The sequence below is a fragment of the Phytoactinopolyspora endophytica genome (assembly GCF_004138495.1).
Taxonomy (GTDB): Bacteria; Actinomycetota; Actinomycetes; order Jiangellales; family Jiangellaceae; genus Phytoactinopolyspora; species Phytoactinopolyspora endophytica.
In genome coordinates this window covers 468025-491707 of sequence record NZ_ML142851.1, presented here as the reverse complement: position 1 = coordinate 491707, position 23683 = coordinate 468025, and the positions used below count along the sequence as shown (strand labels likewise).

Sequence of the window (23683 nt, the reverse complement as noted above, 5' to 3'; positions counted from 1 at the left end):
CGCCCATCTCCTCGCCGCCGCCCGCTCGGCCCGGGCCGCCGTGCACCAGCACCGGGAGCGGCGACCCATGACCGGTCGACTCCTTCGCGTTCTCCGCATCGAGGACAAGCAGACGTCCGTGCCACGGCGCCGCCCCAAGAACCACCTCGCGCGCGAAGCCGGAGTCGCCGGTCACGACCGAGCCGACCAGGCTTCCCGCACCTCGCGCCGCCAGCTCGACGACCTGCCCGGTCGACGTGTAGGGCATCAGGGTGGACACCGGTCCGAACGCCTCGACCTGGTGAGGTTCTGCCCGTTCCGCGTCGTCGGCTCGCAACAGGATCGGCGAGATGAACGCGCCCCGCTCAGCGTCGGCGTCGACCAGGTCGACCCGCTCAGGGTCACCGAAGACGATGGTTCCGGCGTCCCTCAGCGCCTTCAACGAACGACGGACCTCCTCGCGCTGCTCGAGGCTGGCCAGCGCCCCCATCCGGACATCCGGACTGGCCGGGTTGCCGACGGCGACGCTCGCCAGCCGTTCGGTAGCGGCCTGCGCGACGTCGTCGATCCGCTCGGCCGGGACGAACGCCCGCCGTATCGCCGTGCACTTCTGCCCGGTCTTGACCGTCATCTCGGTGACGAGCTGTTTGACGAAGAGGTCGAACTCGGCCGATCCAGGCGTGGCATCCGGGCCGAGGATCGAGAGGTTGAGCGAGTCGGCCTCGGCGTTGAACCTGACCGCGTTGCGAACGATCACGGGGTGTGTGCGCAGCCGCTGTGCCGTGGAGGCCGAGCCGGTGAATGAGACCAGGTCCTGCTCGGTCAGGTGGTCCAGCAGATCGCCGGCGCTGCCGCAGACCAGCTGCAGAGATCCCTCGGGCAGCAGGCCGGATTCGATGATCAGCTCGACGAGCCGCTGCGTCAGGTACGCCGTCTGGCTGGCCGGCTTCACCAGGGTGGGCACTCCGGCCAGGAAGGCGGGGGCGAGCTTCTCCAGCGGTCCCCAGACCGGGAAGTTGAACGCGTTGACCTGTACGGCGACGCCCCGCGACGGCGTCAGGATGTGCTGGCCGACGAACGTGCCACCTTTGCCGAGCGGCTCGACCGGGCCCTCGACGTAGACGGTGTCATTCGGGAGCTCGCGCCGGCCCTTGCTGCCGTAGGAGAACAGCACTCCGATGCCGCCGTCGACGTCGAACCTCGCGTCGTACAGGGTGGCGCCGGTGCGGTGCGACAGCGCATACAGCTCATCGCGGTGCTGCTGGAGGTGGAGTGCGAGCTGCTTCAGTATCAGCGCCCGCTCGTGGAAGGTCAGCTCGCGCAGCGGCGGACCGCCCACTCGCCGCCCGTGGTCCAGCGCAGCGGCCATGTCGATGCCCGCCGACGAGATGCGTGCGACCTCTTCTCCGGTCACAGCGTCATGCAGCGGCGTGCCTTCACCCGATGGCGTACGCCATTCGCCGCCGACGTAGCTGGGCAGTGCTGTCATGGCCGACCTCCTCGTGGCTCATCCCTGCCATCGTACCGAATTACCAACCGAACGTTCAGGAAGTGATGGTAACGTACCGCTATGGCTGACGGAAGCGCTGAGAACGCCGTCCTGCTGAACCGCGATCACGCGGTCGCCACGGTCACACTGAACCGGCCGGATCGCGGCAACGGGCTGACCGAAGAGATGAAAGACCTGCTCCGGGACATCTTGGAGGAGATCACCGAGGACACCGCCGTCCGTGCCGTCGTCCTCACCGGCGCCGGCCGCTCGTTCTGCGTCGGGCAGGACCTCGTCGAGCACGCTCAGGCGTTGAGGGACGACCGCTCGACGGCGCTGACCACCGTCGAGCGGCAATACAACCCGATCGTCACCACCCTGGCCACCATGCCCAAGCCCGTCATCGCCGCCATCAACGGCAGCTGCGTCGGCGCGGGCCTCGGCTTCGCCCTCGCGTGCGACCTCAGGGTGGCCTCGGAGAGCGCGAAGTTCGGCACCGCCTTCACAGGGGTCGGGCTGTCCTGCGACTCTGGGCTGTCGGCGACGCTGGCGCGCGCTGTCGGTTCAGCGCGCGCCAGTGAGCTCGTACTGCTTGGCGAGCCGTTCACTGCTGCCCAGGCGCACGACTGGGGACTCGTGCGAAAGGTCGTTCCCGGGGACGAGCTGGCGAGTGCCGCCGCCGAACTCGCGACGACCCTGGCGACCGGCCCCACGTTGGCCTACGCCGAGGCCAAGCGCGCGATCGCCGACGCCTGGTCGGCACCGCTCCCCGACGTACTCAAGGCAGAGGCCGCGGCACAGAGCCGGCTCGGGCTCACCCACGACCATCATCGCGCCGTCCAGGCGTTCCTCGACAAAGAGAAGCCCATCTTCACCGGCGGCTAGAGGGCTTCCCTGCGGTCGCCGTGACGACACCAAGCTTCCACGCAGCACGCCCCACCCCGCCGTAAGCTTCCACGCAGTCGCTATGGCGACAGCAAGCTTCCACGCTGCCCGACACCTCCGCAGCAAGCTTCCACACGGTCATTCCCAGCGGTGGAAGCCCTGACCCGTCTTCTTGCCCAGCTCACCGCGGGCGACCTTGTCCCGCAACAACCGCGGTGGCGCGAACCGCTCTCCCAGGGTGGACTGAAGGTAGTCGGCGATCGCCAGCCGCACGTCGAGACCGACCAGATCGGTCGAGCGCAACGGGCCCATCGGATGCCGGTAGCCCAGCTCCATCGCGTTGTCGATCGCGTCGGCGTCGGCGACGCCCTCCTCCAGCATCCGGATCGCCTCAAGGCCGAGCAGCACACCCAGCCGGCTGGTCGCGAACCCCGGCGAATCGCGGACGACGACGTCGGTCTTACCCAGCGCCCGAACCCATGCCACCGCCCGGTCCCGCACCGCGCCGTCCGTCTGCGGAGCGATGACGACTTCAACGAGTTTCGACGCCGGCACCGGGTTGAAGAAATGCAGGCCGACGAACCGCTCCGGGTGCTCCAAGGCAGCGCCCAACTCGGCGATCGACAGCGAGCTCGTATTGCTCGCGAGGACGGCGTCGGTCGGCAACGCCTTCTCGGCGGCAGCGAGCACAGCCGCTTTCAGCTCCGGCTTCTCTGGCACCGCCTCCACCGCCAGCCGGGCGTCCGCAGGCACGTCGCCGACGTCGGTCACCAGGCCGATCCGCCGCATCACCGCGCCTGCGGCGACGGGAAGCTTGCCGCGCTGGGCGGTGCGTTCCAACCCGGCCGCGATCCGATCGCGAGCTGCCTCGACAGCCGCGTCGTCGCTCTCCACGACCGTGACAGCGGCACCGACGGTCGCGAAGACCTGGGCAATTCCCGCGCCCATCGTGCCCCCGCCGATCACCGCAACGCATTCCGGTGGCCTCATACCGCGCTCCGCTCCTTCATCCTGGTCCATCCACGTCGGCGCTCACGGCGAGATGCCATCGTCATCACGCGACCTCGACCAGCAACGACACGCCCTGACCGACGCCGACGCAGAGGGTGGCCAGGCCGCGTCGAGCGCCTTCTCGCTCCATCCTGCTCAGGAGCGTCACCAGGATGCGCGCGCCGGAGCAGCCCAGCGGATGGCCAAGCGCGATCGCGCCGCCGTCGGCGTTGACCTTCTCCTCATCCAGCTTGAGCCGCCGGATCACGGCCAGACTCTGCGCGGCGAACGCCTCGTTCAGTTCGACGGCGTCCACGTCCTCGACAGTCACGCCATGCCTGGCGAGCAGCTTCTCCGTCGCCGGCACCGGCCCGAGGCCCATCAGGTGCGGCGAGACACCGGCACTCGCGCCACCGACCACTCGCGCTCGCGGCGTGAGCCCGTGCCGGCGGACGGCGTCCTCCCCGGCGAGCACCAGCGCCGCCGCACCATCGGCCAGCGACGACGACGAGCCCGCCGTGACGATGCCACCGTCGCGGAAGACCGGCCGTAGACCGGCGAGCTTCTCCAGCGTGGTGTCGCGCCGCGGGCCTTCGTCGGCACTGACCTCGCCGCCCCTGACCGGAACCGGCACGATCTCGGCCAGGAACCGGCCGGAGTCGGTCGCCGCGATCGCGCGCTGGTGACTGCGCAGCGCGAACTCGTCGCACTCTGCTCTGCCGATCCCGTCGAGCTCGGCCACCTCTTCGGCGGTCTCGCCCATCGACAAGGTGATCTTCCGATCCTCCGGGCCGGATCCTCGCGGAGCTTCGCGATCGTGCTCCGCGAAGCGCGGGTTCGTGAACCGCCAGCCCAGGGACGTATCGCTCACCTCACCCGGACGGGCCCAGGGTGTGCCGGGTTTCGCCATCACCCATGGCGCCCGTGTCATCGACTCCACCCCACCGGCGACGACGACGTCGGCCTCGCCGGTCCGGATGCTCTGCGCGGCAGAGGCGACCGCGGTGAGTCCGCTCGCGCACAGCCGGTTCACGGTATACCCGGGGACCTGATCGGGCAGTCCGGAGAGCAGGACCGCCATCCGGGCGACGTTGCGGTTGTCCTCGCCTGCCTGGTTCGCCGCGCCGACGATGACCTCGTCCACGGCCTCCGCGGGTATCCCGGCCCGGTGGACGGCCGCCCCGACGATGAGCGCCGCCAAGTCATCGGGCCGCACGTTGGCCAGAGCCCCGCCGTAACGTCCCTGCGGCGTGCGCACACCATCGACAACGAACACCTCGGACACGGCGCCTCCTCTTGACATCATCACCCGCTCTGCCTTTACTTGTCGACACATTATTAACCGTCCATTCGGTCAGTAAGCAAGACGGAGGACCCAGTGCCACCATCGGCCGGAGAAGGCAGCGACGCCGCTCGGACCATGTTCGACGCGGACCACGCCTCGCGATCTCTCGGGATCGAGCTGGTCGACGTCGGCCCCGGCACGGCGACAGCGACGATGACCGTCACCAAGACGATGGTGAACGGGCACCAGATCGCCCATGGTGGCTACCTCTTCCTCCTCGCCGACACGGCGTTCGCATGCGCCTGCAACAGTCAGGGTCCGGCGACGGTCGCGGCTGGAGCGGAGGTCTCGTTCGTCGCCTCGGCCCGCGTCGACGACCGGCTGATCGCCGTCGCTCAGGAACGCACCCGCTACGGCCGCAACGGCATCTACGACGTGACGGTGTATCGGGACACCCCCGCGGGACGGGACGTCGTCCTGGAGTTCCGCGGACGGAGCCGCACCATCCAGCGAGAAGGTGGATCAGAATGACGATCGCACGCGACGAAGCGCCCATCGGCAGGCAGACCGTCTCTGAGGAGGGGCTCGACGCGGCCGAGCGACTGAGCAACGAGGAACTGCGCGAACTTCAGCTCGAGCGGCTGCAATGGACCCTGAACCACGCGTACCAGAACGTGCCCCATTACCGGCGTGCGTTCGACGCGGCGGGGGTGCGCCCGAGTGACTGCAAGACCCTCGATGACCTGGCCAAGTTTCCGTACACCACCAAGGACGACCTGCGCGAGAACTATCCGTTCGGCATGTTCGCCGTGCCGCGTGAGCAGGTCAGCCGGATCCATGCGTCGAGCGGCACGACCGGTCGCCCGACCGTGGTCGGCTACACCACTGAGGACCTTGATCTCTGGGCCACGGTCGTCGCCCGGTCGATCCGGGCCGCAGGCGGAGGGCCCGGTGACATCGTGCACGTCGCCTACGGCTACGGCCTGTTCACCGGCGGACTCGGCGCACACTACGGCGCGGAGAAGCTGGGCTGCACCGTAGTCCCCGCCTCCGGCGGAATGACGGCGCGGCAGGTGCAGCTGATCAACGACTTCAAGCCCACGATCATCATGCTCACGCCCAGCTACATGCTCACGCTCCTGGACGAGTTCGAACGGCAAGGCCTCGACCCCAAGGCGTCGTCGCTCAAAGTCGGGATCTTCGGCGCCGAGCCGTGGACACCGGCGATGCGCGAAGAGATCGAGCAGCGGGCGGGCATCGACGCGGTCGACATCTACGGTCTCTCCGAGGTGATCGGCCCGGGCGTCTCACAGGAATGCGTCCAGACCAAGGACGGCCTGCACATCTGGGAGGACCACTTCTACCCCGAGGTCGTCGACCCGCTCCGGGACACCGTCAAACCAGAAGGCGAGAAGGGCGAGCTGGTCTTCACCTCCCTCACCAAGCAGGCCATGCCGGTCATCCGCTACCGCACCCGGGACCTTACCCGGCTGCTCCCCGGGACCGCACGCCCCGCGTTCCGCCGGATGGAGAAAGTCACCGGTCGCAGCGACGACATGATCATCCTCCGCGGCGTGAACCTCTTCCCCACCCAGATCGAGGAGATCGTGCTCCGCACGGACGGCCTGGCGCCCCACTTCCAGCTGCGACTCACCCGACGGCACCGGATGGACCACCTCACCGTACAAGTGGAGGCCGAGCCCGACGCATCCAGCGAGCGGCGGATCGTCGCCGCGGCCCATGTCGTGAGTGCCGTCAAGGACGGCATCGGCGTCAGCGTCGAGGTGGACGTCGTCGACCCCGACACCCTGGAACGCTCGATGGGCAAGCTGCGTCGGATCAAGGACCTCCGCGACCAGGACCGACCATGATGGATGCGAGCCGCAGCTCGGCTCAGACCTCGGCTCGGCTGTCCCTGAGGCTAACTTCTTCCCTGGGATACTGGTGAACATGTCCGTCGCACCTCCGTCCTCGAAGCCCGCCCGCCGGGGAAGACCCGGTTACGATCTGGAGTCTCTTCTCCAGGTCGCGGCGAAGCTGTTCAACGAACGTGGCTACGACGGCACCAGCATGGAAGACCTCTCCCGCAAGCTGGGGATCACCAAGTCGGCGATCTACCACCACGTGCCGAGCAAACAGGAGCTCCTGCGGTTGGCCGTGGACCGGGCGCTCGACGGCCTGTTCGAGGTGGCAGACCAGGTCGAGGCGATGCCCGGCCCGGCCATCGACCGGCTGGAACACCTCGTCCGTGGCAGCGTCGGCGTGCTCGTCGACCGCCTGCCGTTCGTCACCCTGTTGCTCCGGGTGCGTGGCAACACCAAGGTGGAGCGGGACGCCCTCGCTCGTCGGCGGGAGTTCGACCGCTTGGTGGCAGAGCTGGTCAAAGAGGCAGAGACGGAAGGTGACATCCGGCCGGACATCGACCCGGCAGTCACCGCGCGTCTGCTGTTCGGCCTGGTCAACTCGCTGATCGAGTGGTACCGCCCGGGCCGCGGCACGAACGGGACCGAACTTGCCGACGCGGTCTGCAAGATCACCTTCGACGGCATGCGCGTTCGCAGCGAAGAATCGTAGACTTCGAACAAGGCCGCCCGCGTACGTGAGGACCGGATCATGACCAACGCCGTCATCGTCGACGCAGTCCGTACCGCCTCCGGGAAGGGCAAACCCGGCGGTGCGCTGTCCGAGGTTCATCCGGTGGAGCTGCTGGCGACCACGTTGCGCGCGCTGCTCACCCGCAACGACATCGACCCGGCCACCGTCGACGACGTCATCGCGGGATGCGTCTCGCAGTCCGCAGAGCAGTCCATCAACGTCGGGCGCAATGCGCTGCTGGCAGCCGGCCTCCCCGAGTCGGTCCCGGGCACCACGATCGACCGGCAGTGCGGCTCCAGCCAGCAGGCGGCCCACTTTGCGGCGCAGGGTGTTCTGGCCGGCGCCTACGACGCGGTGATCGCCTGCGGCGTGGAGTCGATGAGCCGGGTACCGATGTTCAGCAACACCCAAGGCAAGGACCCGTATGCCCCGCTCACGGAGCGCTACCCGGACGGCCTGGTCCCGCAGGGCATCAGCGCAGAGCTGATCGCCGCCCGCTGGAAGCTGACCCGGGAGGAGCTGGACATCTTCGCCGCCCAGTCCCACCAGAGGGCGGCCGCGGCCGCTGAGGCGGGGTTGTTCGGCACACAGATCGTCCCCGTCGGCGACCACGCTGTCGACGAGACGGTCCGGCCGACCACGACGCCCGACGGTTTGGCCGGGCTTCGGCCCTCGTTCGCCGACCCTGGCCTGGCCGAGCGGTTCCCGGAGATCACCTGGTCGATCACGCCGGGGAACGCCTCTCCGCTGACGGACGGCGCGTCGGCCGTACTGATCATGAACGAGGACCGGGCTGCGGCGCTAGGTCTGCGCCCGCGGGCACGCTTTCACTCCTTCGCCGTCACCGGTAGCGACCCGCTGCTGATGCTTACCGGGATCATGCCGGCCACCGAGAAGATCCTGGCTCGCTCCGGCCTGAGCATCGCCGACCTCGACGCGTACGAGGTCAACGAGGCCTTCGCTCCAGTGCCCCTGGCGTGGCTGCGCGAGTTCGACGCCGACCCGGACCGGCTCAACCCGAACGGCGGCGCGATCGCCCTCGGACACCCGCTCGGCGCATCCGGCACCAAGCTGCTGACCACGCTGGTCAACCACCTGGAGTCCACCGGCGGCCGCTTCGGTCTGCAGACCATGTGCGAGGGCGGCGGCATGGCCAACGCGCTCATCATCGAACGCCTGTAGATCAAACCCGCGGCTGGATCCCACCTGGGCCGGCTCCCAGATGTAGCTGTCATCTACGTAGATGTCGGCGACATAGATGGAAGCGACACGGTGACGAAGTTCGTCGGGGCAGAGTCACCTAGGTGACGAACTCCTCGACGGCCGATTCATCGCCGCCTCCGAGCGCCGTTTTCAGATACGAGTTCGTGGCGTCGTAGCGCCCTGAACTCGTATCTGATCAAGACGACGAAGGGATAGACGGTCGCGCGGGCAGTGACCACCGGCGCGATCAGCCCCAAGCTCAAGGGCATTCAGCGGCCCCCCCAAAGTCCGCGAACCAGAGGGTCGCTGCCCGCGCGACCCTTACATCATGCACACGCCCACTTTCATCCCGCTTTGTTGGCGCTTTCAGCAATCTTCGTCTGGATCGCTTCGGCCTCAGGGGCATGCAGATCACGGTAGATGTCAAGGGCCGTTCTCCAATGCGCGGCAGCCGCTTCCTCCTCGCCACGCCCATGACAGATGTCACCCAGGCCGGCGCGTGCCCGGGCCTCCTCGTGTCGGATACCGACCTCCGAGGCGATCTTCAGCGCATCGTTGTGGTATCGGAATCCCTTGGCCGCATCGCCGGAGGCTGTCTCCGCCTCGGCGAGCCCGTTCAGCGCACGCGTTTCCAAGTCGTTGTCACCGGTGGTCCGGGCGGACACCAGCGCTTCATGGTGGTGCCGTGCCGCCTGGGCGAGGTCGCCCATCATCAGATACACGCTCCCCAGATGGTCGAGCACGTACGCCTTGACGTTATGGATCCCGCTGTCATGCGCAAGCACCAGGACCCGTTGCGCATACTCGATCGCCTCTTCGCACCGCCCCGCGTCGCGGCACAGCTTGACCAGGTTGACCAAGGCATGGGCTTGGCCGGGCCGGGTCCCGGTCTCATCGGCGATGGCGAGCGCCTGCTCAAGGCAGTCGAACGCTTCCTCCTGACGCCCCTGACGCCGATAGTTGAACGCCAGGTTGCACAACGGCTTCACTTCCAGTGGCCGGCACCTGGCCTCCCGGAACAGCGCAAGCGACCGGTGCAGGCTCTCCAGTGCATCGTCGATACGACCGATGATGTGGTAGACGCCGGCGAGGTCGTTGAGGATACCCGCTTGCAGCTTGATGTTGCCGAGCTCGGCATGCAGTGCCAGTGCCCGTTCCAGATAACGCACCGCTTCGTCATACCGGTCCATCCGATGGTTGACGAGACCGACCGCACGCAGGGCGACCCCCTCGGCACCACGATCGCCCCGCTCCCGCGCCACCGCCAGCGCCGTCGTATGCAGCCGCCGGGAATCGTCGAGAAAAGACCCCAAGTCGAGGTACCGCCAGAAGACAGCCGAGATGTCGGTCGCGTAGGCGGGCAGATGGTGCTCGGCCGCCCGGTCGGCCAGGGTGACGAGGTTGGAACGCTCCACCTCAAGCCAGTCCAGGGCTGACTCGTAGCTGGTCAGGTCTGGCACGGCAGCCACGGTGGGGGCGAAATCGGCGCGGATCTCCGCTTCTTGCGGCGCTACGACCTCCATGGCCTGCCACGCCGTGTACACGTAGTAGTCGAACAACCTGGCCAGCGCAGCCTGACGCTCGGCCTTGTCTTCCGTGGCCGCCGTGAGCTCGGCGGCGTAGACACGCAGCAGGTCGTGTAGCTGGTACCGGCCGTCCGCGACCTCGTCGACGAGGTTCGCACGCGCCAGCGCGTCGAGCGAGCGGCGGGTGGCCTGCAGGTCCTCATTGCCGGTCAGCGCCGTCAATGCGTAGAGGTCGACGTCGTGCCCGGGATACAGCCCGCACAGGCGGAACGTGCGGGCCGCGTCCTGCGGCAGGTCGTGGTACGACCAGGAGAACACCGCCCGCATGGACGTCTGGGCATCTCCGCCGACGTCCAGCAGGTCGAGCCGCGGCTCCTCATCGGCGAGTTCCGCGACCAGGTCGGCTACCGTACTGCCGGGTCGTGCGCGAATGCGTTCAGCCGCGATACGCAGTGCGAGCGGCAGCCGTGCGCACCGGTCGATCAGCAGCTCCGCGGCGTCGGAGCCTACATCCCTTCCCCGCCCCAGCAACCCGTCCAACAGGCCATGAGCCTCGTCAGCGGTCATCCTTCCCAGCCCGACTCGGTGCGCCCCTTCTCGCACAACCAAGCCTCCCAGCGAGTCTCGGCTGGTCACCAATACGAGACAGGACGACGCCCCGGGCAACAACGGCCGCACCTGTTCGACGGTCGCCGCGTTGTCCAGCACCATGAGCACCCTGCGGCCATCGAGCAGCGAGCGAAGCCGCGCCGCCCGCTCCGTGACGTCCTGCGGGATCGCGGCTCCTTCGACGCCGAACGCGCGGAGAAACCCGCCCAGTACGTCGGCCGTCGACACCGGCTGATCGGGACCGTAGCCGCGCAGATCGACGTAGAGCTGACCGTCGGGGAAACCGTCCTTGACCCGATGCGCCCATCGAACGGCTAGTGCGGTCTTGCCTGCTCCGGCAGTACCGGCGATGACGGCGATCGGCGCGGCCTCGCCCTCGTCGTCAAGAAGCCGGTCCAGCTCTGAGAGCTCGGCCATCCGTCCGACGAACCCGGTGACATTGTGCGGCAACTGTGCGGGGACAATGCGCGGCGGCGGCTGCGTACCGACGGGCTCGATCGGCTCGCCTGCCAGAATCTGCCGTTCGATCGCGTGCAGTTCGGGTCCCGGCTCCAGACCGAGCTCGTCGACGAGCGTCTGCCGGGCACTTCGATAGACGGCCAACGCGTCGGCCTGCCGCCCACCCTTGTAGAGCGCCGTCATCAACAGGCCCTGAAGTCGCTCACGCAACGGATTCCGGCGGACCAGGTCGGTCAGCTCGCCGACCGCCGACGCGTGCCGGCCACAAGCGATCTCCGCGGTATACAACTCCTCGAGCGCCACGATCCGCAGCTCACTGAGCCGCTCGATCTCTCCCGCCAGCTGGTGTACATCCAAGCCCTGAAACGGCGCGCCACGCCACATGCCCAGCGCCTTGCGGATCAACGCCACACAGCGCTCGGGCTCTGCCGCAGACGCCTCGATCGCCTCGTTGACCAGTGACTCGAACCGCTCCGCGTCCAGCTCACCAGGCAGCACCGTCAACCGGTAACCGCCCGGGTCGAAGGACACGCGTTCCGGCTCGCCGAGCGTCTGCCGCAACCGGTGCACGTGTAGCTGCAGCCTCTGTTGTGCGCGGTCATCCGGCTCCTCGCCCCACAGCGCATTCGCCAGCAGGTCGACTGAGGCCGGCCGGTTCGCGTGCAGCAACAGCATGCTCACCAGGACACGCTGCATCTGCCCGCTCAATGCCGTCTCCTGGGCGTCCCGAAGCACACGCACCGGGCCGAGGACCTCGAACTCCATCATCAACACCAGACTCGTCAGGCTATCGGCAGCACGGGCCGTCGCGGAGTACGGCCGACTCGCAGAATCCGCGAGAAGCGCCTCCTCTCAGACCCGGGAGAACGACGGCCACACCGCTTCTGCGCCGTTCACCCGCAGCCATCGTAGATGTCCGGCATGGCAATGATCACCTGAAAGCACACGATGTGAGCCGCAATGGCCATGCCCGAGTGCGGCATAGAGCGAGGAAAGCAACAGGAAAGCACGGCGCAAGCCTGATCCGAAGGATGGGAAACGTGCCCAACTCCGACGAATGGCTCGTCTTTCTCGGGACCGCGATCGTCTTCGCGGTCACGCCAGGGCCCGCACTGCTCTATGTGCTCGCTCGTAGTCTGAACGGCGGACGACGCGAAGGCGTTCTGTCGGCGCTGGGCAACAGCATCGGCACCACTGGGCACGTGCTCGCCGCGGCGGCCGGCCTCTCCGCCTTGCTGGCGGCGTCACCGGCGCTGTTCCTCGCCGTCAAATTCATGGGCGCCGCATACCTGGCCCTCCTCGGCCTGCTGGCGATCCGGAACCGGCGCGGGCAGGTCGGCACCGGTCCGGCCGCGAGCCCTGGTGGAACACGCTCGCCCGTACTCCAGGGCGTGGTCGTCGAGATGCTCAACCCGAAGACCGCGCTGTACTTCATGGCGCTGCTGCCACACTTCGTGCATCCGGAGCGAGCGGCACCTTCGGTCGTGTTCTGTCTGCTGGGTGTGGTGGTCGTCGTCATCGCACTCACCACGGACGTCGTGGTTGCCCTGACCGCCGGACGGCTGCACCGCCGGCTGGCCGCGGACGTCCGGTGGCAGGTACGTCAACGTGCCGGCAGCGGCGTCGTGATGATCGGGCTGGGTACGTTCGTCGCGGTCACCTGAGCGGCGCTGTCCCCCGTCACGGTCGCTCGACGGTGCCACGTTCCCGGGATCGTTCGGCCGCGAACGCGACCCAGTGACTCTCCAGGCTCTCCTCCAGCGACGTCGGCGCCGCCTCGAAGGCCTCACCGGTTCGCCAGCGGTGCACGCGCTGGGTGAAGTCCGCCATCAGCCCGGCGTCGCCACCACCATGACCGGCGAAAGCCTCGGACACGTCCTCGATGTCGCCCTGCACGGCGGGGTCCACCTGGAGCGTGCCCGACGTCGCCGGCACGTTCGCGGGGACGCCCACGTTCGGGGGCGTGTCCCGGAACGAGATAGTCTCGATCCGTCCGGTCCGGGCGTCGCCGTTGATCTGTCCGTGGCTGCCCATCACGGTAATGGTCCGCGTGTTGTGCTGGGTGAAAGCGGAGACGACGACGGACGCGGTCACACCGTTCGCGAACCGCAGCGCGGTGGTCTGGTGGTCCACCACGTCGTTGTCCATGCGATAGACGCAGCGCCCGTAGTCCGTCGTCTCCAGCGCCCGACGGCGACCTTCCGGAGACGTGTCGTTCGTGATCGCCGTGACCGGCGGCCCGTCGATGTCGGCAAGCTGCTCCATGTAGAACCGCTCGGCGTTGTACGGGCAAGTATCAGCGACCGCGCACCCGTCGATGCACCGCTCGGTCGAACCGGCCGGAGCCTGCTCCAGGCGGAAGTGGCGGCGTTCGCCGAACGACGAGACCTGGATGCACGGCTCTCCGACCAGCCAGCGCAGCATGTCCAGATCATGGCAAGCCTTCGCGAGCAGCATCGGGCTCGACCGGTCCGAACGGTGCCAGTTGCCGCGGACATAGCTGTGTGCGAAGTGCCAATAGGCGATGTTCTCCAGGTGCTGGATGCCCTGGAGTTCGCCGATCCGTCCGTCCCGCACTACGCGCTGCAATGCCACGTAGAACGGTGCGTAGCGCATGACGTGGGACACCGTGATGGCACCCGGCCGCCCCTTCGCCGCATCCGCCAGCCGGCTCAGGTCCGACGCCGTCGGTGCCACCGGCTTCTCCAGCAGCACGTAGTAGCCGAGTTCCAAGGCCCGGATGGTCGGGTCGACGTGCTCTCGATCCGGCGTCGCCACGATGACCGCGTCCCACGGACCGGGCTGTACCAGAGCAGCCTGCCAGTGGTCGAAGCGCCATTGCTCCGGAATCGCGTGCGCGTCGCCCACCCTGGTCCGGCGCTCGACGTCCGGATCGGCGACAGCGACGACACGGGCCCGGTCTGGATGTTCGAGGCACCATCCGGCGTACGCGTGCCCACCGCGGCCACCGGCACCGAGCACGAGCAACCGGACGGGCCCGTTCGGATCGTCGGCCGCGGACACGCCCCCGGCCGGGCTGGAGTTCGACATGACTATCCTTTCTCTGCGCCCGCTGTCAGGCCTTCGACCAGCAGCCGTTCGGCAACGAAGAACAGCGCGATGACCGGAAGCGTCAGCAACACCGACCCGGCCATCAACACCGTCTCCGATACGCTGATGTCATCGAGCTGTGCCAGCCCGAGCGACACGGTCCAGTTGTCCCGCCGTTCCAGCAGGAACAGCAGCGCAAACAAGTACTCGTTCCAGGCGATCATGAACACGTACAGCGACGTGGCGGCGATCGACGGCATCGCCAGCGGCAGCACGATCTTGGTGATCACCTTGCCGCGGTTGCACCCGTCCACCATCGCGGCGTCTTCCAGGCCCTCCGGGATCGATCGGAAGTAGTTGCGGAGCATGTAGACGCAGACCGGCACCGTCGAGGCCAGGTAGATGATGATCAGCGCGCCGAGCTCGCCGCGCAGGCCCATCCGGGAGAACAGCACGAACAGCGGGATCGCCATCACGATGCCGGGGAACATGTACACCGCGAAGAACGACGTGTTGATGGTGTTCTTGCCTGGAAAACGCAGCCGGGTGGCCGCGTACGCGCCGAGGACGGAGAACAGAACCGTCAGCAGCACGGATCCGATCGCGACGATCAGCGAGTTCCGGAAGAAGGACAACAGCCCGTAGCCGCCCTCACTCGGCGACGCGATGACCTTCCGGTAGGCCTCCAGGTTCAACTCCTCCAGCGACGGGATGAAGTCGAGCGGGTCGGACAGCACCGCCTGCAGCGGCCGGACCGACAGCAGCAGCATGTAGAACAGCGGAACGACGCAGATGAGGACGATGAACGCCAGCCACAGCACACGGGCCACACCCAGGACCCGGTTCTCCACCTGTTCCCGCGAGATCATCAGGCGTCACGCTCCTGTTTCAGCACGCCGTACCGGTAGTAGAAGGCGAACGCCGTCACCAGCACGATCGACATGAGCAGACCCAGCGCCGCCGCACCGCCGACGTCGCTGCGGTTGATCAGGTAGTTGTAGACCTGCACCGCGACCACCTCGGTGCCCGCGGCACCGCCGGTGAGCAGGTAGACGTCGTTGAAGTTCTGGAACGTCCAGATGAACCGGAGCAGCACCAGAAGCGCGACCACGCCGGCAAGCTGCGGCATGATGACGTACCGGAACCGCTGCAGCGGCGTTGCGCCGTCCACCCGGGCCGCCTCCTCCAGGTCCTTCGGCAGTCCCTGCAGGCGCGCCAGGATGAACAGGAACGCCAGCGGGAACGTCTTCCACGCCTCGAACGCGATGACCGAGAGCAGCGCCACCGGCAGGTCGAATCCGATGCCCAGCACCTCGAACCGGTGCGAGCGCTCGGAGAGGAAGCCGATCGGCTCGTCCCAACCCAGGATGTCCACACCGAAGACGTTGACCGGGCCGAACTGCGGGTTGAGCAGCGTCCGCCAGACCAGCGCCGCGGAGACCACCGGGATGACGTAGGGCACCAGCACCAGAATGCGGATCAACCACCGGCCCGCGAAGGTCTTCCGCAACGCCAGTGCGGTGGCCAATCCCATCCCGACCGAGAGCGCCGTGCCCGCGATGCTGTAGATCAAGGTGGTCCGCACCATGTCCCACAGCTGCGGGCTGCCGAGGACCACCCGGAAGTTGCGCAGCGTCAGGGTGATGTCGAAGACGTTCTGCAGATCGATCAGCCGCAGACGCTGGAACGACATCAGGATCGTCCACAGGAACGGCAGCACCACCACCAGCAAGACGATCAGCAGGGTGGGGCTGACCAGGCCGAGCCCCAGCCGTGCCTCGCGCGCCCTCAGCCCGAGCGGCCGCCGGCCGCCACGCTTCCTCCCCCGGCGAGGGGCTGGCTCCGCACCCGCGCGCGGCCGCTCGCCGGTCGGCTGGTCAGGCATCCACTCCTCGGCCCGGGTCTGCGGCGAATCATCCTGGTCGGCGAGCGCGTCGTGCTGACCAGGCGGCCGCTCGGACATGTCCTCGTGTCCGCTCTGCTGCATATGCGTTAACCGAGCTCCGATGCGACCTGCTCGGCGTGCTGGGCCATCTGGCTTGCCGCCTCTTCCGCGGTGATCGAGCCGTCGAGCGCCTCCCGCAGGATGTTGCTCAGCTGCAGGTCGCCGCGGAGCGCGGTGACCAGCGCGCCCTGTCCCTGTGGGATGCCCCAGCTCTCGAACCCGGTAGCGCTCTGGACAATGGTCTCCACTGCTTCCTCGCCGTACAGCTCGCCGACCGTCACGGTGTTCCCGCCGGAGCCGACCGCCAGCTCGGTCCACCCGTCCACATAGGTCGTGTCGTCGGGCTCGGTGCCGGCGCGCATCGGGAACCTGCCCTCGGGCGAGATGGAGAGGAAGCCCATGTATCCGTCGTTCAGCAGGTACCGGACCAGCTCCTTCGAGGGTTCGACGTCGGCTGAGGTCGTGATCCCGAGGTTGACGGTGATGCCGTACTGGGTGGGCTCGTCGCCGGACGGTCCGAGGAACAGCGGCACCATCGATGTGCGTTCCACCAGCCACTGCTGGTCGTCGCCACACTCGTCACAGGTCAGCGGCGTGTCGGGGAACAGCCCGGCCAGCTCGTCGAGCAGGTGCGGCGACCAGGACATCATCGCCGTCTCACCGGCCAGGAAGTTGGCCCGGGTGGTGTCGACGTCGCCGGCTCCAGCGGGTGCGTACTCGGCCAGGTCCGTGTAGAACTGGATCGCTTCCACGCATTCCGGACTGTCCAGGGTGATCTCGCCGTTGTCGTCGACCAGCTGGCAGTCATTCGCCAGCGCCATGTGCTCGAACACCTGCGTAGTGAAGCCGTCGCCGCCGGCGGTGCCGAGCGCGAATCCGATGGTCCCGTCGCCGTGCAGCGCGTCGGCCGCGGCCAGCGCCTGCTCATACGTCTCCGGGGGCTCCACCCCGGCCTCGTCGAGCAGATCGGTCCGGTAGAAGATCATCTGGCCCCACCCGTCGGACGGGACCGTGGCGTACTCGCCGTCCTCGCTGTCCACCCGGATGAGGTCGAGCGCGCCCTCGCTGAACGTGTCCACCCCGAGTTCCTCGATCATCTCACTCGCCGCGGCGGGGTCGAGGATGCCCTCGCTCACCCAGCCGGCGGACAGCTCGACGCCGTGAACGATCACGTCCGGCAGGTCCCCGGCCGCAGCCGACGACACCATCGCCTGGGACAGATCAGGGGCGCTCACCCCGACGAGCTCGACCTCGATCCCGGACTGCTCGGTGAACTCGTCCAGGACGCCTTCCATGGTGGCGATGCGGTCGGCCGTGTCATACACCGTCCACATGGTGATGCTGCCGCCGCCCGTGTCGTCGGATCCGCCGTCACCTGACCCGCCGTCACCTGACCCGTCGTCGCCCGAACATGCCGCGGCCACCAGCGCGGAAGCGCCGATGACACAGAGAAGGCCCGGCAGCCGGAACACCTGCCGCCGGCCACCGGACGACTCGCCGGTACCGACGTGGGGTGGACTCGTCGTACTGACGGCTCGAGAAGATCTCAAGGACTTCCAACGCATGTGATGCCCCTTCGCTCGCCTGAGGCGCTCCAGAGAGCTGTGATAGAACACACAGGCTTGCGACAGATGAGCCATCGTGTCAATGATTCACTCTAAAATGCAAGGAACATTCAATCGATGTGGACTACTTGATGAAATCGATCAACCTCAGCGATCTCGACCGGCTGGTTGTCGGAGCGCTCCTCGCGCATCCACGTGCCACTCAAGCTCAAGTCGGTCACGCCGTCCGCAGCTCCGAGGCCACCGTGTCCCGGCGGATGTCACGGCTGTTCCGCTCCGGTCTGCTCCGCGTGACAGGGGTACTCGACGACGAGGCGAGTCACCGGGCGCGCTCACTGTTCGTCCGGCTACGATGCAGCCCCGGTGCGGCGCATCGGGCGGCCTTGAAACTCGCCCAGTGGAAGGAGACCGGTTCGGTCAAGCTCCTCACCGGCAGCATCGACTGCGTCGCCGAAATCGGTTACACCTCGAACGAGCATCTGCTGCACCTGATGATGGAGGAGCTGCCCCGGCTCGACGGCGTGGTCGCGACATCGAGCAACCAGGTCATCCGCCGGTTCTCCACACCGCATAGCTGGAACCCGGGCCTCCTTCCAGAGCCGGCCCTGCAGACGCTGCACGCGGCACGTCTCGATCACTGGAACGAACACCCCTACCCAGCTGCGGCCCCGCCCCTGTCATCCCTGGAGGAACAACTCGTCGAGCTGCTCACCGCGGATGGCAGGCGAGGCTGGCAGGAGCTGGCCGACAGCTGCGGGGTGACGCCCAGCACCGCCCGGCGACGCGTCGAGTCACTGATGTCCCGGGGGATCCTCAGGATGCGGACGGTCATCGAGCCAGAGCACATCGGGCTCCCGGTGAACGCCTTCGTCTGGCTGAGCATCAACCCCACTCAGCTCGGGGCCGCGGGTGAGGTGCTCGCCCGCCATCCTGACGTGCTGATGATCGCCGCCACGACGGGCGACCGGAACCTCTGCGGTGAGATCGCCCTGGCCAGCGATGCCGCGCTCTACGACTTCCTCTCCGGTACGGTCGGGAGTCTGCCCGGGCTGTTGCACGCCGACGTCGCCGTCGGCCTGCGGACCGTCAAGCGCGCGGGCAAGATCCTCCCCGAACCCGCCGACGACGATCGCGGCGACGTCGCGTCGCAAACGTCGAGTGCGGCGAGGGCTCACACCCCCTCACGGAGCGACGATTAGATCTGTCACGTCGATCGGGCCGCCGGTGATGCCGTCCGCTTCCATCAGATCCGCGAGCTTCTGCAGCTGCCCGGTGTCCGGTTCGGGGACCCGCGAATGATCCGGCCCCAGGTGCAGGGACGTCTTGGTACGAAACATCGTCGTTTCCCTTCGTCATGGTGACAGGACACCTCCGCACCGGACGTCGTCCGCACGCCGACCACCCGGTCAACGACATCGGTACGGCCCTGGTCAAGAAACGAGTACGACATCTTGACGGACAAAGCGGGCCGCCCTATGTTCATCTAGAGAACGTTCGTTCGGATGACGAAACATTTGCCCGCGTCGCCCTCCGTCCGGATCTCGCCGCCGCCGACAAAGGAGTACGGATATGCAACGCATTGTGCCCGCGGCCGCCATCGCCGCGTTGCTGATGCTCGCCGCATGCGGAGGAGACGACTCCGCGGATACGACCAGTGATGCGGACAACAGCGATACGGACAGTGCGGACGGCGGAGATGACGGTGATCTGACCCCTGTCAACGTCGGAGTGATCCCGATCGTCGACGTCGCCCCGATCTACCTCGGAATCGAGCAGGGTTTCTTCGAAGAGGAAGGCCTCGAGATCACGCCCGTCGGCGCACAGGGCGGCGCCGCCATCGTTCCCGGCGTCACCAGCGGCGAGTTCCAGTTCGGGTTCAGCAACGTCACGTCCCTGCTCATCGCCGGAGCGCAGGGCCTGGACCTCCAAATGGTCGCGCCGGGCAACTCGAGCACGGGCGAGGTCGGCGAGGACTTCGCGGCGATCGTCACCAATCCGGACTCCGGCATCTCCTCGGCGGCCGATCTGGCCGGAAGGACTGTCGCGGCCAACACGTTGAACAACATCGTCGACAGCACCACGCGTGAGCTCGTCCGCCAGGACGGCGGCGACCCCTCGGCCATCGAGTTCGTCGAGATCGCCTTTCCCGATATGCCGGGTGCCCTCGCCAACGGGCAGGTGGACGCCGCATTCGTGCTGGAGCCGTTCCTCTCCATGACGCTCGAGGACGGCGCCGTGCCCATCGCGTCCCCATACGCCGAGGTCGACCCCGATCTCATGATCGCCGCCTACTTCACCTCCGGCCAGTACGCCGCGGAGGAGCCGGAGACCGTCGACGCGTTCGTCTCCGCGATGGAACAGTCCCTCGCCTACGCGCAGGACAACCCCGAGGAAGCTCGCGACGTTCTCGGAACCTACACAGAGATCGACGCCGAGCTGCGCGAGTCCCTCGTGATGCCACGGTTCGAGCCGGAGATCAACGTGGACACCGTACAGTTGCTCGCCGACCTCGCCGAAGGCGACGGCCTGCTCGACGAGCCGGTCGACGCCTCGGAGTTGGTGCGGTGACCACGACGGCCCCCGTACATCCGCCCGTGGCGGCTCCGGTGCCGGCGCGGCGTCGATGGCGTAGCGGCTCCGCGCTGCTGGGTCTGGCCGGAGTCGCCGTCTTCGCCGCGCTCCTGGAGATCGTCCCCCGTGCCGGGCTGGTCAACGACCGCTACCTTCCGCCGCTGAGCTCCATGGTGGACTCACTCGCCGACCGGGTACAGACCGGCGAGTTCTGGGAGGCCCTCCGGCAGACACTGACCACGTGGGGTCTCGGGCTGGGTATCGCGCTCGCGGCAGGCATCGCGCTGGGCGTCCTCATCGGCAGTGTCTCCTTTCTGCGCGCCTTCACCGCCACCACCATCGAGTTCCTCCGGCCGATCCCATCGGTCGCGCTGATTCCGCTGGCTGTGCTGCTGTACGGCACGAGCATGCAGTCCACCCTGCTGCTGGTCGTGTACGCGTCGTTCTGGCAGGTCCTGGTCCAAGTGCTCTACGGAGTGCAAGACGTCGACCCGGTGGCTCGGGAGACGGCCCGCTCGTACCGGTTCTCCAGGCTGTCGCAGATCCGCACCGTGACCTGGCCGACGACGCTCCCGTACGCGATGACCGGGCTGCGGCTCGCCGCCGCCGTCGCCCTCATCCTGACCATCACCGGAGAGCTCATCATCGGCACACCCGGGCTTGGCAACCTGATCGCCATCGCCCAGACCTCGGGGGCGGTGGAGTCGATGTACGCGCTGGTCCTGGTCACCGGGGTTCTCGGGGTCATCGTGAACATCCTGGCCCGGAGGCTCGAACGCCGGATCCTGCGCTGGCACCCGTCCGTGCGGAGGGAGAGTGCCTCATGAGCCTCCGTAGAGCCGTCCAGAGCGTCGTCCTTGCCCTCGCGTTGCCGCTGATCTTGATCGCCACCTGGTGGTTCACGACGGCGAACAGCACCAGCTTCTACTTCCCACCGCTCAAGACGATCGTGGAGACGTTCCAGCCGACCTGGCTGGAAGATCCGGTGTCCAACAGCCGGATCGTCACTGAGGCCATACCGAGTCTCGGCAGGCTCATGGCCGGTTACCTGCTGGCGCTGGTGGCCGGCGTCGGGCTGGGCGTCGCCATCGGATCGTCCGCCAAACTCAGGGCCTTCACCGAACCGGTCATGGAGTTCTTCCGGGCGATACCGCCGCCCGTACTCATCCCGATCCTGATGCTCTTCGCTGGGATCGGCACTCAGATGAAGATCCTGGTCATCATGTGGGGCTGCATATGGCCCATCTTGCTCAACACCGTTGAGGGTGTGCGCGGGCTGGACGAGATCCTGCGGGACACCGCCCGCTGCTACCGGATGCGCCGCACGTCGGCGTTGTTCCATCTGATCATCCGTGGCGCCAGCCCACAGATCGTCACCGGAGCCCGGCAGGCCCTCTCGATCGCGATCATCCTCATGGTGATCAGCGAGATGTTCGCGGCGAACAACGGACTGGGCTTCACCATCGTGCAGTTCCAGCGCAGCTTCGCCATCCCCGAGATGTGGAGCGGGATCATCTTGCTCGGTCTTCTCGGCGTCGTGCTGGCGCTGATATTCCGGGCCATCGAGTGGCCGGCGCTGGCCTGGTACCGGGGGTACCGCCAGGCGCAACGAGGAGGAGAGTAGATGACCGTCCCCACTCCTGCGAGGCATGACGTGATCGAAGACAGTCCCAATGAGATTGGGCGGACCGGCCCGGACCAGGCAGACTCGGTCATTCTGGACGTCAAGGGTCTGCAGAAGACCTACCACGGCTCGGGCCAGTCCGTGGAGGCCATCCGGGACCTCACCTTCACGGTCAAGGCGGGCGAGCTGGTCTGCGTGGTGGGTCCTTCCGGTGCCGGGAAGACGACGTTGCTGCGCTGCGTCGCCGGGCTGCTGCCGCCGACGTCCGGCGAGGTGGTCCTCGAAGACACCGTGATCACCGAGCCACCGTCCGGGATGGCGGTGGTCTTCCAGGAGTACGGTCGCAGCCTGTTTCCCTGGATGACCGTGACTCAGAACGTCGAACGACCGCTCAAGGAGAAGCGTCTGCCCAAGGCGCGACGCCGGGAGCTGGTCACCGAGTCGCTCGAAGCGGTCGGGCTGGCGGACGTTCCCACCGCCTACCCGTGGCAGCTCTCCGGCGGCATGCAGCAGCGCGTCGCGATCGCCCGCGCGATCGCCTATGAGCCGCACCTCCTGCTGATGGACGAGCCGTTCGCCGCCGTCGACGCCCAGACCCGTGCCGACCTTGAAGACCTGGTCCGCTCGCTGTGGCGCCGGCTGGGGGTCACCGTGCTGTTCGTCACGCACGACATCGACGAGTCCATCTATCTCGGTCAACGTGTCCTGGTCCTCTCCGGACGGCCCACGGAGATCCTGGCCAATGTCACGGTCGACCTTCCCACCGACCGGGACCAGCTGACCACCCGATCCGCCCCGGAGTTCGGCCGGCTGCGGGGCGAGGTCTATGAGCTCGTGCAGCGCGCCAAACGCGGCGAGCGTCCCACGTCTGCAACCTGACGAGTGACCACTCCCGCCAACTGAAGCGTTCCACTTCCTGCGAGCCGATAGGACGAGACAATGACGTTTCTCGACCCAGCCGCCTGGTCCGGCATGATCTACAGCGGCGGGTGGGCTCCCGCACACGGTGGCACACAGGCCGTCATCGAACCCGCGACCGGGGACGAGCTGGGGACCACGGGGATGGCCGACGCCGAAGACGTCGCACGAGCCACCAGCGCCGCCGCCGACGCCCAGCACGAGTGGGCGGCGACGTCGCACCAGACTCGTGCCGCCGTGCTCAGGCGGGCCGGTGATCTGTGGGCCGAGCATGCCCACGAGCTGAGCCAGTGGATCGTCCGCGAGTCCGGTTCGATCCCGGGTAAGGCCGGCTTCGAGCTACACGTCGCGGAGCAGGAGTGCTACGAGGCCGCGACACTGCCCGGGCGCCCGTGGGGCGAGCTGATCCCCAGTGAGGAGCCACGGCTGTCGATGGCGCAGCGAGTTCCGGTCGGCGTCGTCGGTGTGATCTCGCCGTTCAACGCTCCCCTGATCCTGTCGATACGATCGGTGGCGCCCGCACTGGCGCTCGGCAACGCTGTCGTCGTCAAGCCGGATCCGCGTACCGCGGTCTGCGGAGGCGTGGCCCTGGCCCGGGTGTTCGCCGAGGCAGGTCTGCCTGAGGGCCTGCTGCATGTGCTGCCCGGTGGCGCCGACGTCGGGCAGGCGCTGGTGATCGACCCCTTGGTGCCGGTGATCTCGTTCACCGGCTCCACCGCCGCCGGCCGCAAGGTCGGCGCACTTGCCGGCGAGCACCTCAAGCGTGCCCATCTCGAGCTCGGCGGCAACGGTGCGCTGGTGGTGATGGACGACGCCGACCTCGACCTCGCCGCCAGCTCGGCGGCGTGGGGATCGTTCTTCCACCAGGGGCAGATCTGCATGACGACGGGGCGGCACATCGTCCACGAGCGGGTGTATGACGAGTACGTGGACCGGCTGGCCACCAAGGCCGACGCCATGCCGGTCGGGAACCCGCATACCCAGGAGGT

Annotated in this window: 21 protein-coding genes; 12 read left to right on the top strand and 9 right to left on the bottom strand. The window is 67.6% G+C overall.

Translation table 11 applies throughout. From position 1 onward, the window contains the following. Nucleotides 1-1468 (bottom strand): phenylacetic acid degradation bifunctional protein PaaZ (gene paaZ, locus ELR45_RS08110; protein WP_240759274.1); only part of this gene is annotated, 1468 nt, incomplete at its 3' end. An 81-nt stretch (nucleotides 1469-1549) separates the two neighbouring features. Between paaZ and ELR45_RS08105 the strand changes: the two genes are divergently transcribed. Then, complete coding sequence (locus ELR45_RS08105) at nucleotides 1550-2353, top strand: enoyl-CoA hydratase/isomerase family protein (RefSeq protein ID WP_129664941.1); 804 nt, start codon at nucleotides 1550-1552, stop codon at nucleotides 2351-2353. 138 nt (nucleotides 2354-2491) lie between these two features. Here the strand turns inward: ELR45_RS08105 and ELR45_RS08100 are convergent, their stop codons facing one another. Beyond that, nucleotides 2492-3343, bottom strand: a complete 852-nt coding sequence (locus ELR45_RS08100; protein ID WP_129664939.1) for a 3-hydroxyacyl-CoA dehydrogenase family protein — start codon at nucleotides 3341-3343, stop codon at nucleotides 2492-2494. 64 nt (nucleotides 3344-3407) lie between these two features. Continuing rightward, complete coding sequence (locus ELR45_RS08095) at nucleotides 3408-4628, bottom strand: thiolase family protein (RefSeq protein WP_129664937.1); 1221 nt, start codon at nucleotides 4626-4628, stop codon at nucleotides 3408-3410. Between the two features lie 135 nt (nucleotides 4629-4763). Here ELR45_RS08095 and paaI point away from each other — a divergent pair, with 135 nt between their 5' ends. The 4 genes from paaI to ELR45_RS08075 all read left to right on the top strand — a co-directional run bounded on the left by paaI (nucleotide 4764) and on the right by ELR45_RS08075 (nucleotide 8405). Then, nucleotides 4764-5159: a hydroxyphenylacetyl-CoA thioesterase PaaI gene (paaI, locus tag ELR45_RS08090; protein WP_129665115.1), complete on the top strand. Its 396-nt coding sequence runs from the start codon at nucleotides 4764-4766 to the stop codon at nucleotides 5157-5159. Beyond that, the gene (gene paaK / locus ELR45_RS08085) at nucleotides 5156-6499 is read left to right on the top strand and encodes a phenylacetate--CoA ligase PaaK (RefSeq protein WP_129664935.1); all 1344 of its coding nucleotides are present in this window, start codon (nucleotides 5156-5158) and stop codon (nucleotides 6497-6499) included. Before paaI ends, paaK begins: the two co-directional genes overlap by 4 nt. A gap of 79 nt (nucleotides 6500-6578) precedes the next feature. Beyond that, entirely contained in the window at nucleotides 6579-7202 is a 624-nt protein-coding gene (locus ELR45_RS08080; protein WP_129664933.1) for a TetR/AcrR family transcriptional regulator, read from the top strand. A gap of 39 nt (nucleotides 7203-7241) precedes the next feature. After that, entirely contained in the window at nucleotides 7242-8405 is a 1164-nt protein-coding gene (locus tag ELR45_RS08075) for a thiolase family protein (protein WP_129664931.1), read from the top strand. A gap of 365 nt (nucleotides 8406-8770) precedes the next feature. Here the strand turns inward: ELR45_RS08075 and ELR45_RS08070 are convergent, their stop codons facing one another. After that, entirely contained in the window at nucleotides 8771-11788 is a 3018-nt protein-coding gene (locus ELR45_RS08070; protein ID WP_129664929.1) for an AfsR/SARP family transcriptional regulator, read from the bottom strand. Nucleotides 11789-12051: 263 nt separating this feature from the next. Between ELR45_RS08070 and ELR45_RS08065 the strand changes: the two genes are divergently transcribed. Beyond that, on the top strand, nucleotides 12052-12684 hold the full coding sequence (locus ELR45_RS08065; RefSeq protein ID WP_420813834.1) for a LysE family translocator: 633 nt from the start codon (nucleotides 12052-12054) through the stop codon (nucleotides 12682-12684). Between the two features lie 16 nt (nucleotides 12685-12700). Here ELR45_RS08065 and ELR45_RS08060 read toward each other — a convergent pair whose 3' ends face one another. The 4 genes from ELR45_RS08060 to ELR45_RS08045 all read right to left on the bottom strand — a co-directional run bounded on the left by ELR45_RS08060 (nucleotide 12701) and on the right by ELR45_RS08045 (nucleotide 17581). Beyond that, a complete protein-coding gene (locus ELR45_RS08060) occupies nucleotides 12701-14071 on the bottom strand; it encodes a Gfo/Idh/MocA family protein (RefSeq protein ID WP_129664925.1) in 1371 nt (456 codons plus the stop codon). Nucleotides 14072-14073: 2 nt separating this feature from the next. After that, complete coding sequence (locus ELR45_RS08055) at nucleotides 14074-14940, bottom strand: carbohydrate ABC transporter permease (RefSeq protein ID WP_129664923.1); 867 nt, start codon at nucleotides 14938-14940, stop codon at nucleotides 14074-14076. Further along, entirely contained in the window at nucleotides 14940-15956 is a 1017-nt protein-coding gene (locus ELR45_RS08050) for a carbohydrate ABC transporter permease (RefSeq protein WP_129665113.1), read from the bottom strand. Before ELR45_RS08050 ends, ELR45_RS08055 begins: the two co-directional genes overlap by 1 nt. Before the next feature lie 107 nt (nucleotides 15957-16063). Further along, nucleotides 16064-17581, bottom strand: a complete 1518-nt coding sequence (locus ELR45_RS08045; protein WP_165367584.1) for an ABC transporter substrate-binding protein — start codon at nucleotides 17579-17581, stop codon at nucleotides 16064-16066. A 131-nt stretch (nucleotides 17582-17712) separates the two neighbouring features. Between ELR45_RS08045 and ELR45_RS08040 the strand changes: the two genes are divergently transcribed. Next, entirely contained in the window at nucleotides 17713-18780 is a 1068-nt protein-coding gene (locus ELR45_RS08040) for an Lrp/AsnC family transcriptional regulator (protein ID WP_129664919.1), read from the top strand. Here ELR45_RS08040 and ELR45_RS34785 read toward each other — a convergent pair. Continuing rightward, complete coding sequence (locus ELR45_RS34785; protein ID WP_165367583.1) at nucleotides 18763-18918, bottom strand: hypothetical protein; 156 nt, start codon at nucleotides 18916-18918, stop codon at nucleotides 18763-18765. The genes ELR45_RS08040 and ELR45_RS34785 overlap by 18 nt on opposite strands. A gap of 232 nt (nucleotides 18919-19150) precedes the next feature. On the opposite strand from ELR45_RS34785, the gene ELR45_RS08035 reads away from it, so the two are divergent. From ELR45_RS08035 to ELR45_RS40545, 5 genes are all read left to right on the top strand, one after another. Beyond that, entirely contained in the window at nucleotides 19151-20149 is a 999-nt protein-coding gene (locus ELR45_RS08035) for an ABC transporter substrate-binding protein (protein WP_129664917.1), read from the top strand. A gap of 38 nt (nucleotides 20150-20187) precedes the next feature. Continuing rightward, the gene (locus ELR45_RS08030; RefSeq protein ID WP_420813846.1) at nucleotides 20188-20979 is read left to right on the top strand and encodes an ABC transporter permease; all 792 of its coding nucleotides are present in this window, start codon (nucleotides 20188-20190) and stop codon (nucleotides 20977-20979) included. Continuing rightward, a complete protein-coding gene (locus ELR45_RS08025; RefSeq protein WP_129664913.1) occupies nucleotides 20976-21776 on the top strand; it encodes an ABC transporter permease in 801 nt (266 codons plus the stop codon). The genes ELR45_RS08030 and ELR45_RS08025 overlap by 4 nt, the downstream gene beginning before the upstream one ends. Nucleotides 21777-21866: 90 nt before the next feature. After that, nucleotides 21867-22655 carry an ABC transporter ATP-binding protein gene (locus ELR45_RS08020; protein WP_420813845.1) on the top strand — a complete coding sequence of 263 codons (789 nt, stop codon included), beginning with the start codon at nucleotides 21867-21869 and terminating at the stop codon, nucleotides 22653-22655. A gap of 60 nt (nucleotides 22656-22715) precedes the next feature. Continuing rightward, nucleotides 22716-23683: aldehyde dehydrogenase family protein (locus ELR45_RS40545; RefSeq protein ID WP_240759272.1), on the top strand; the 968-nt coding region annotated here is incomplete at its 3' end.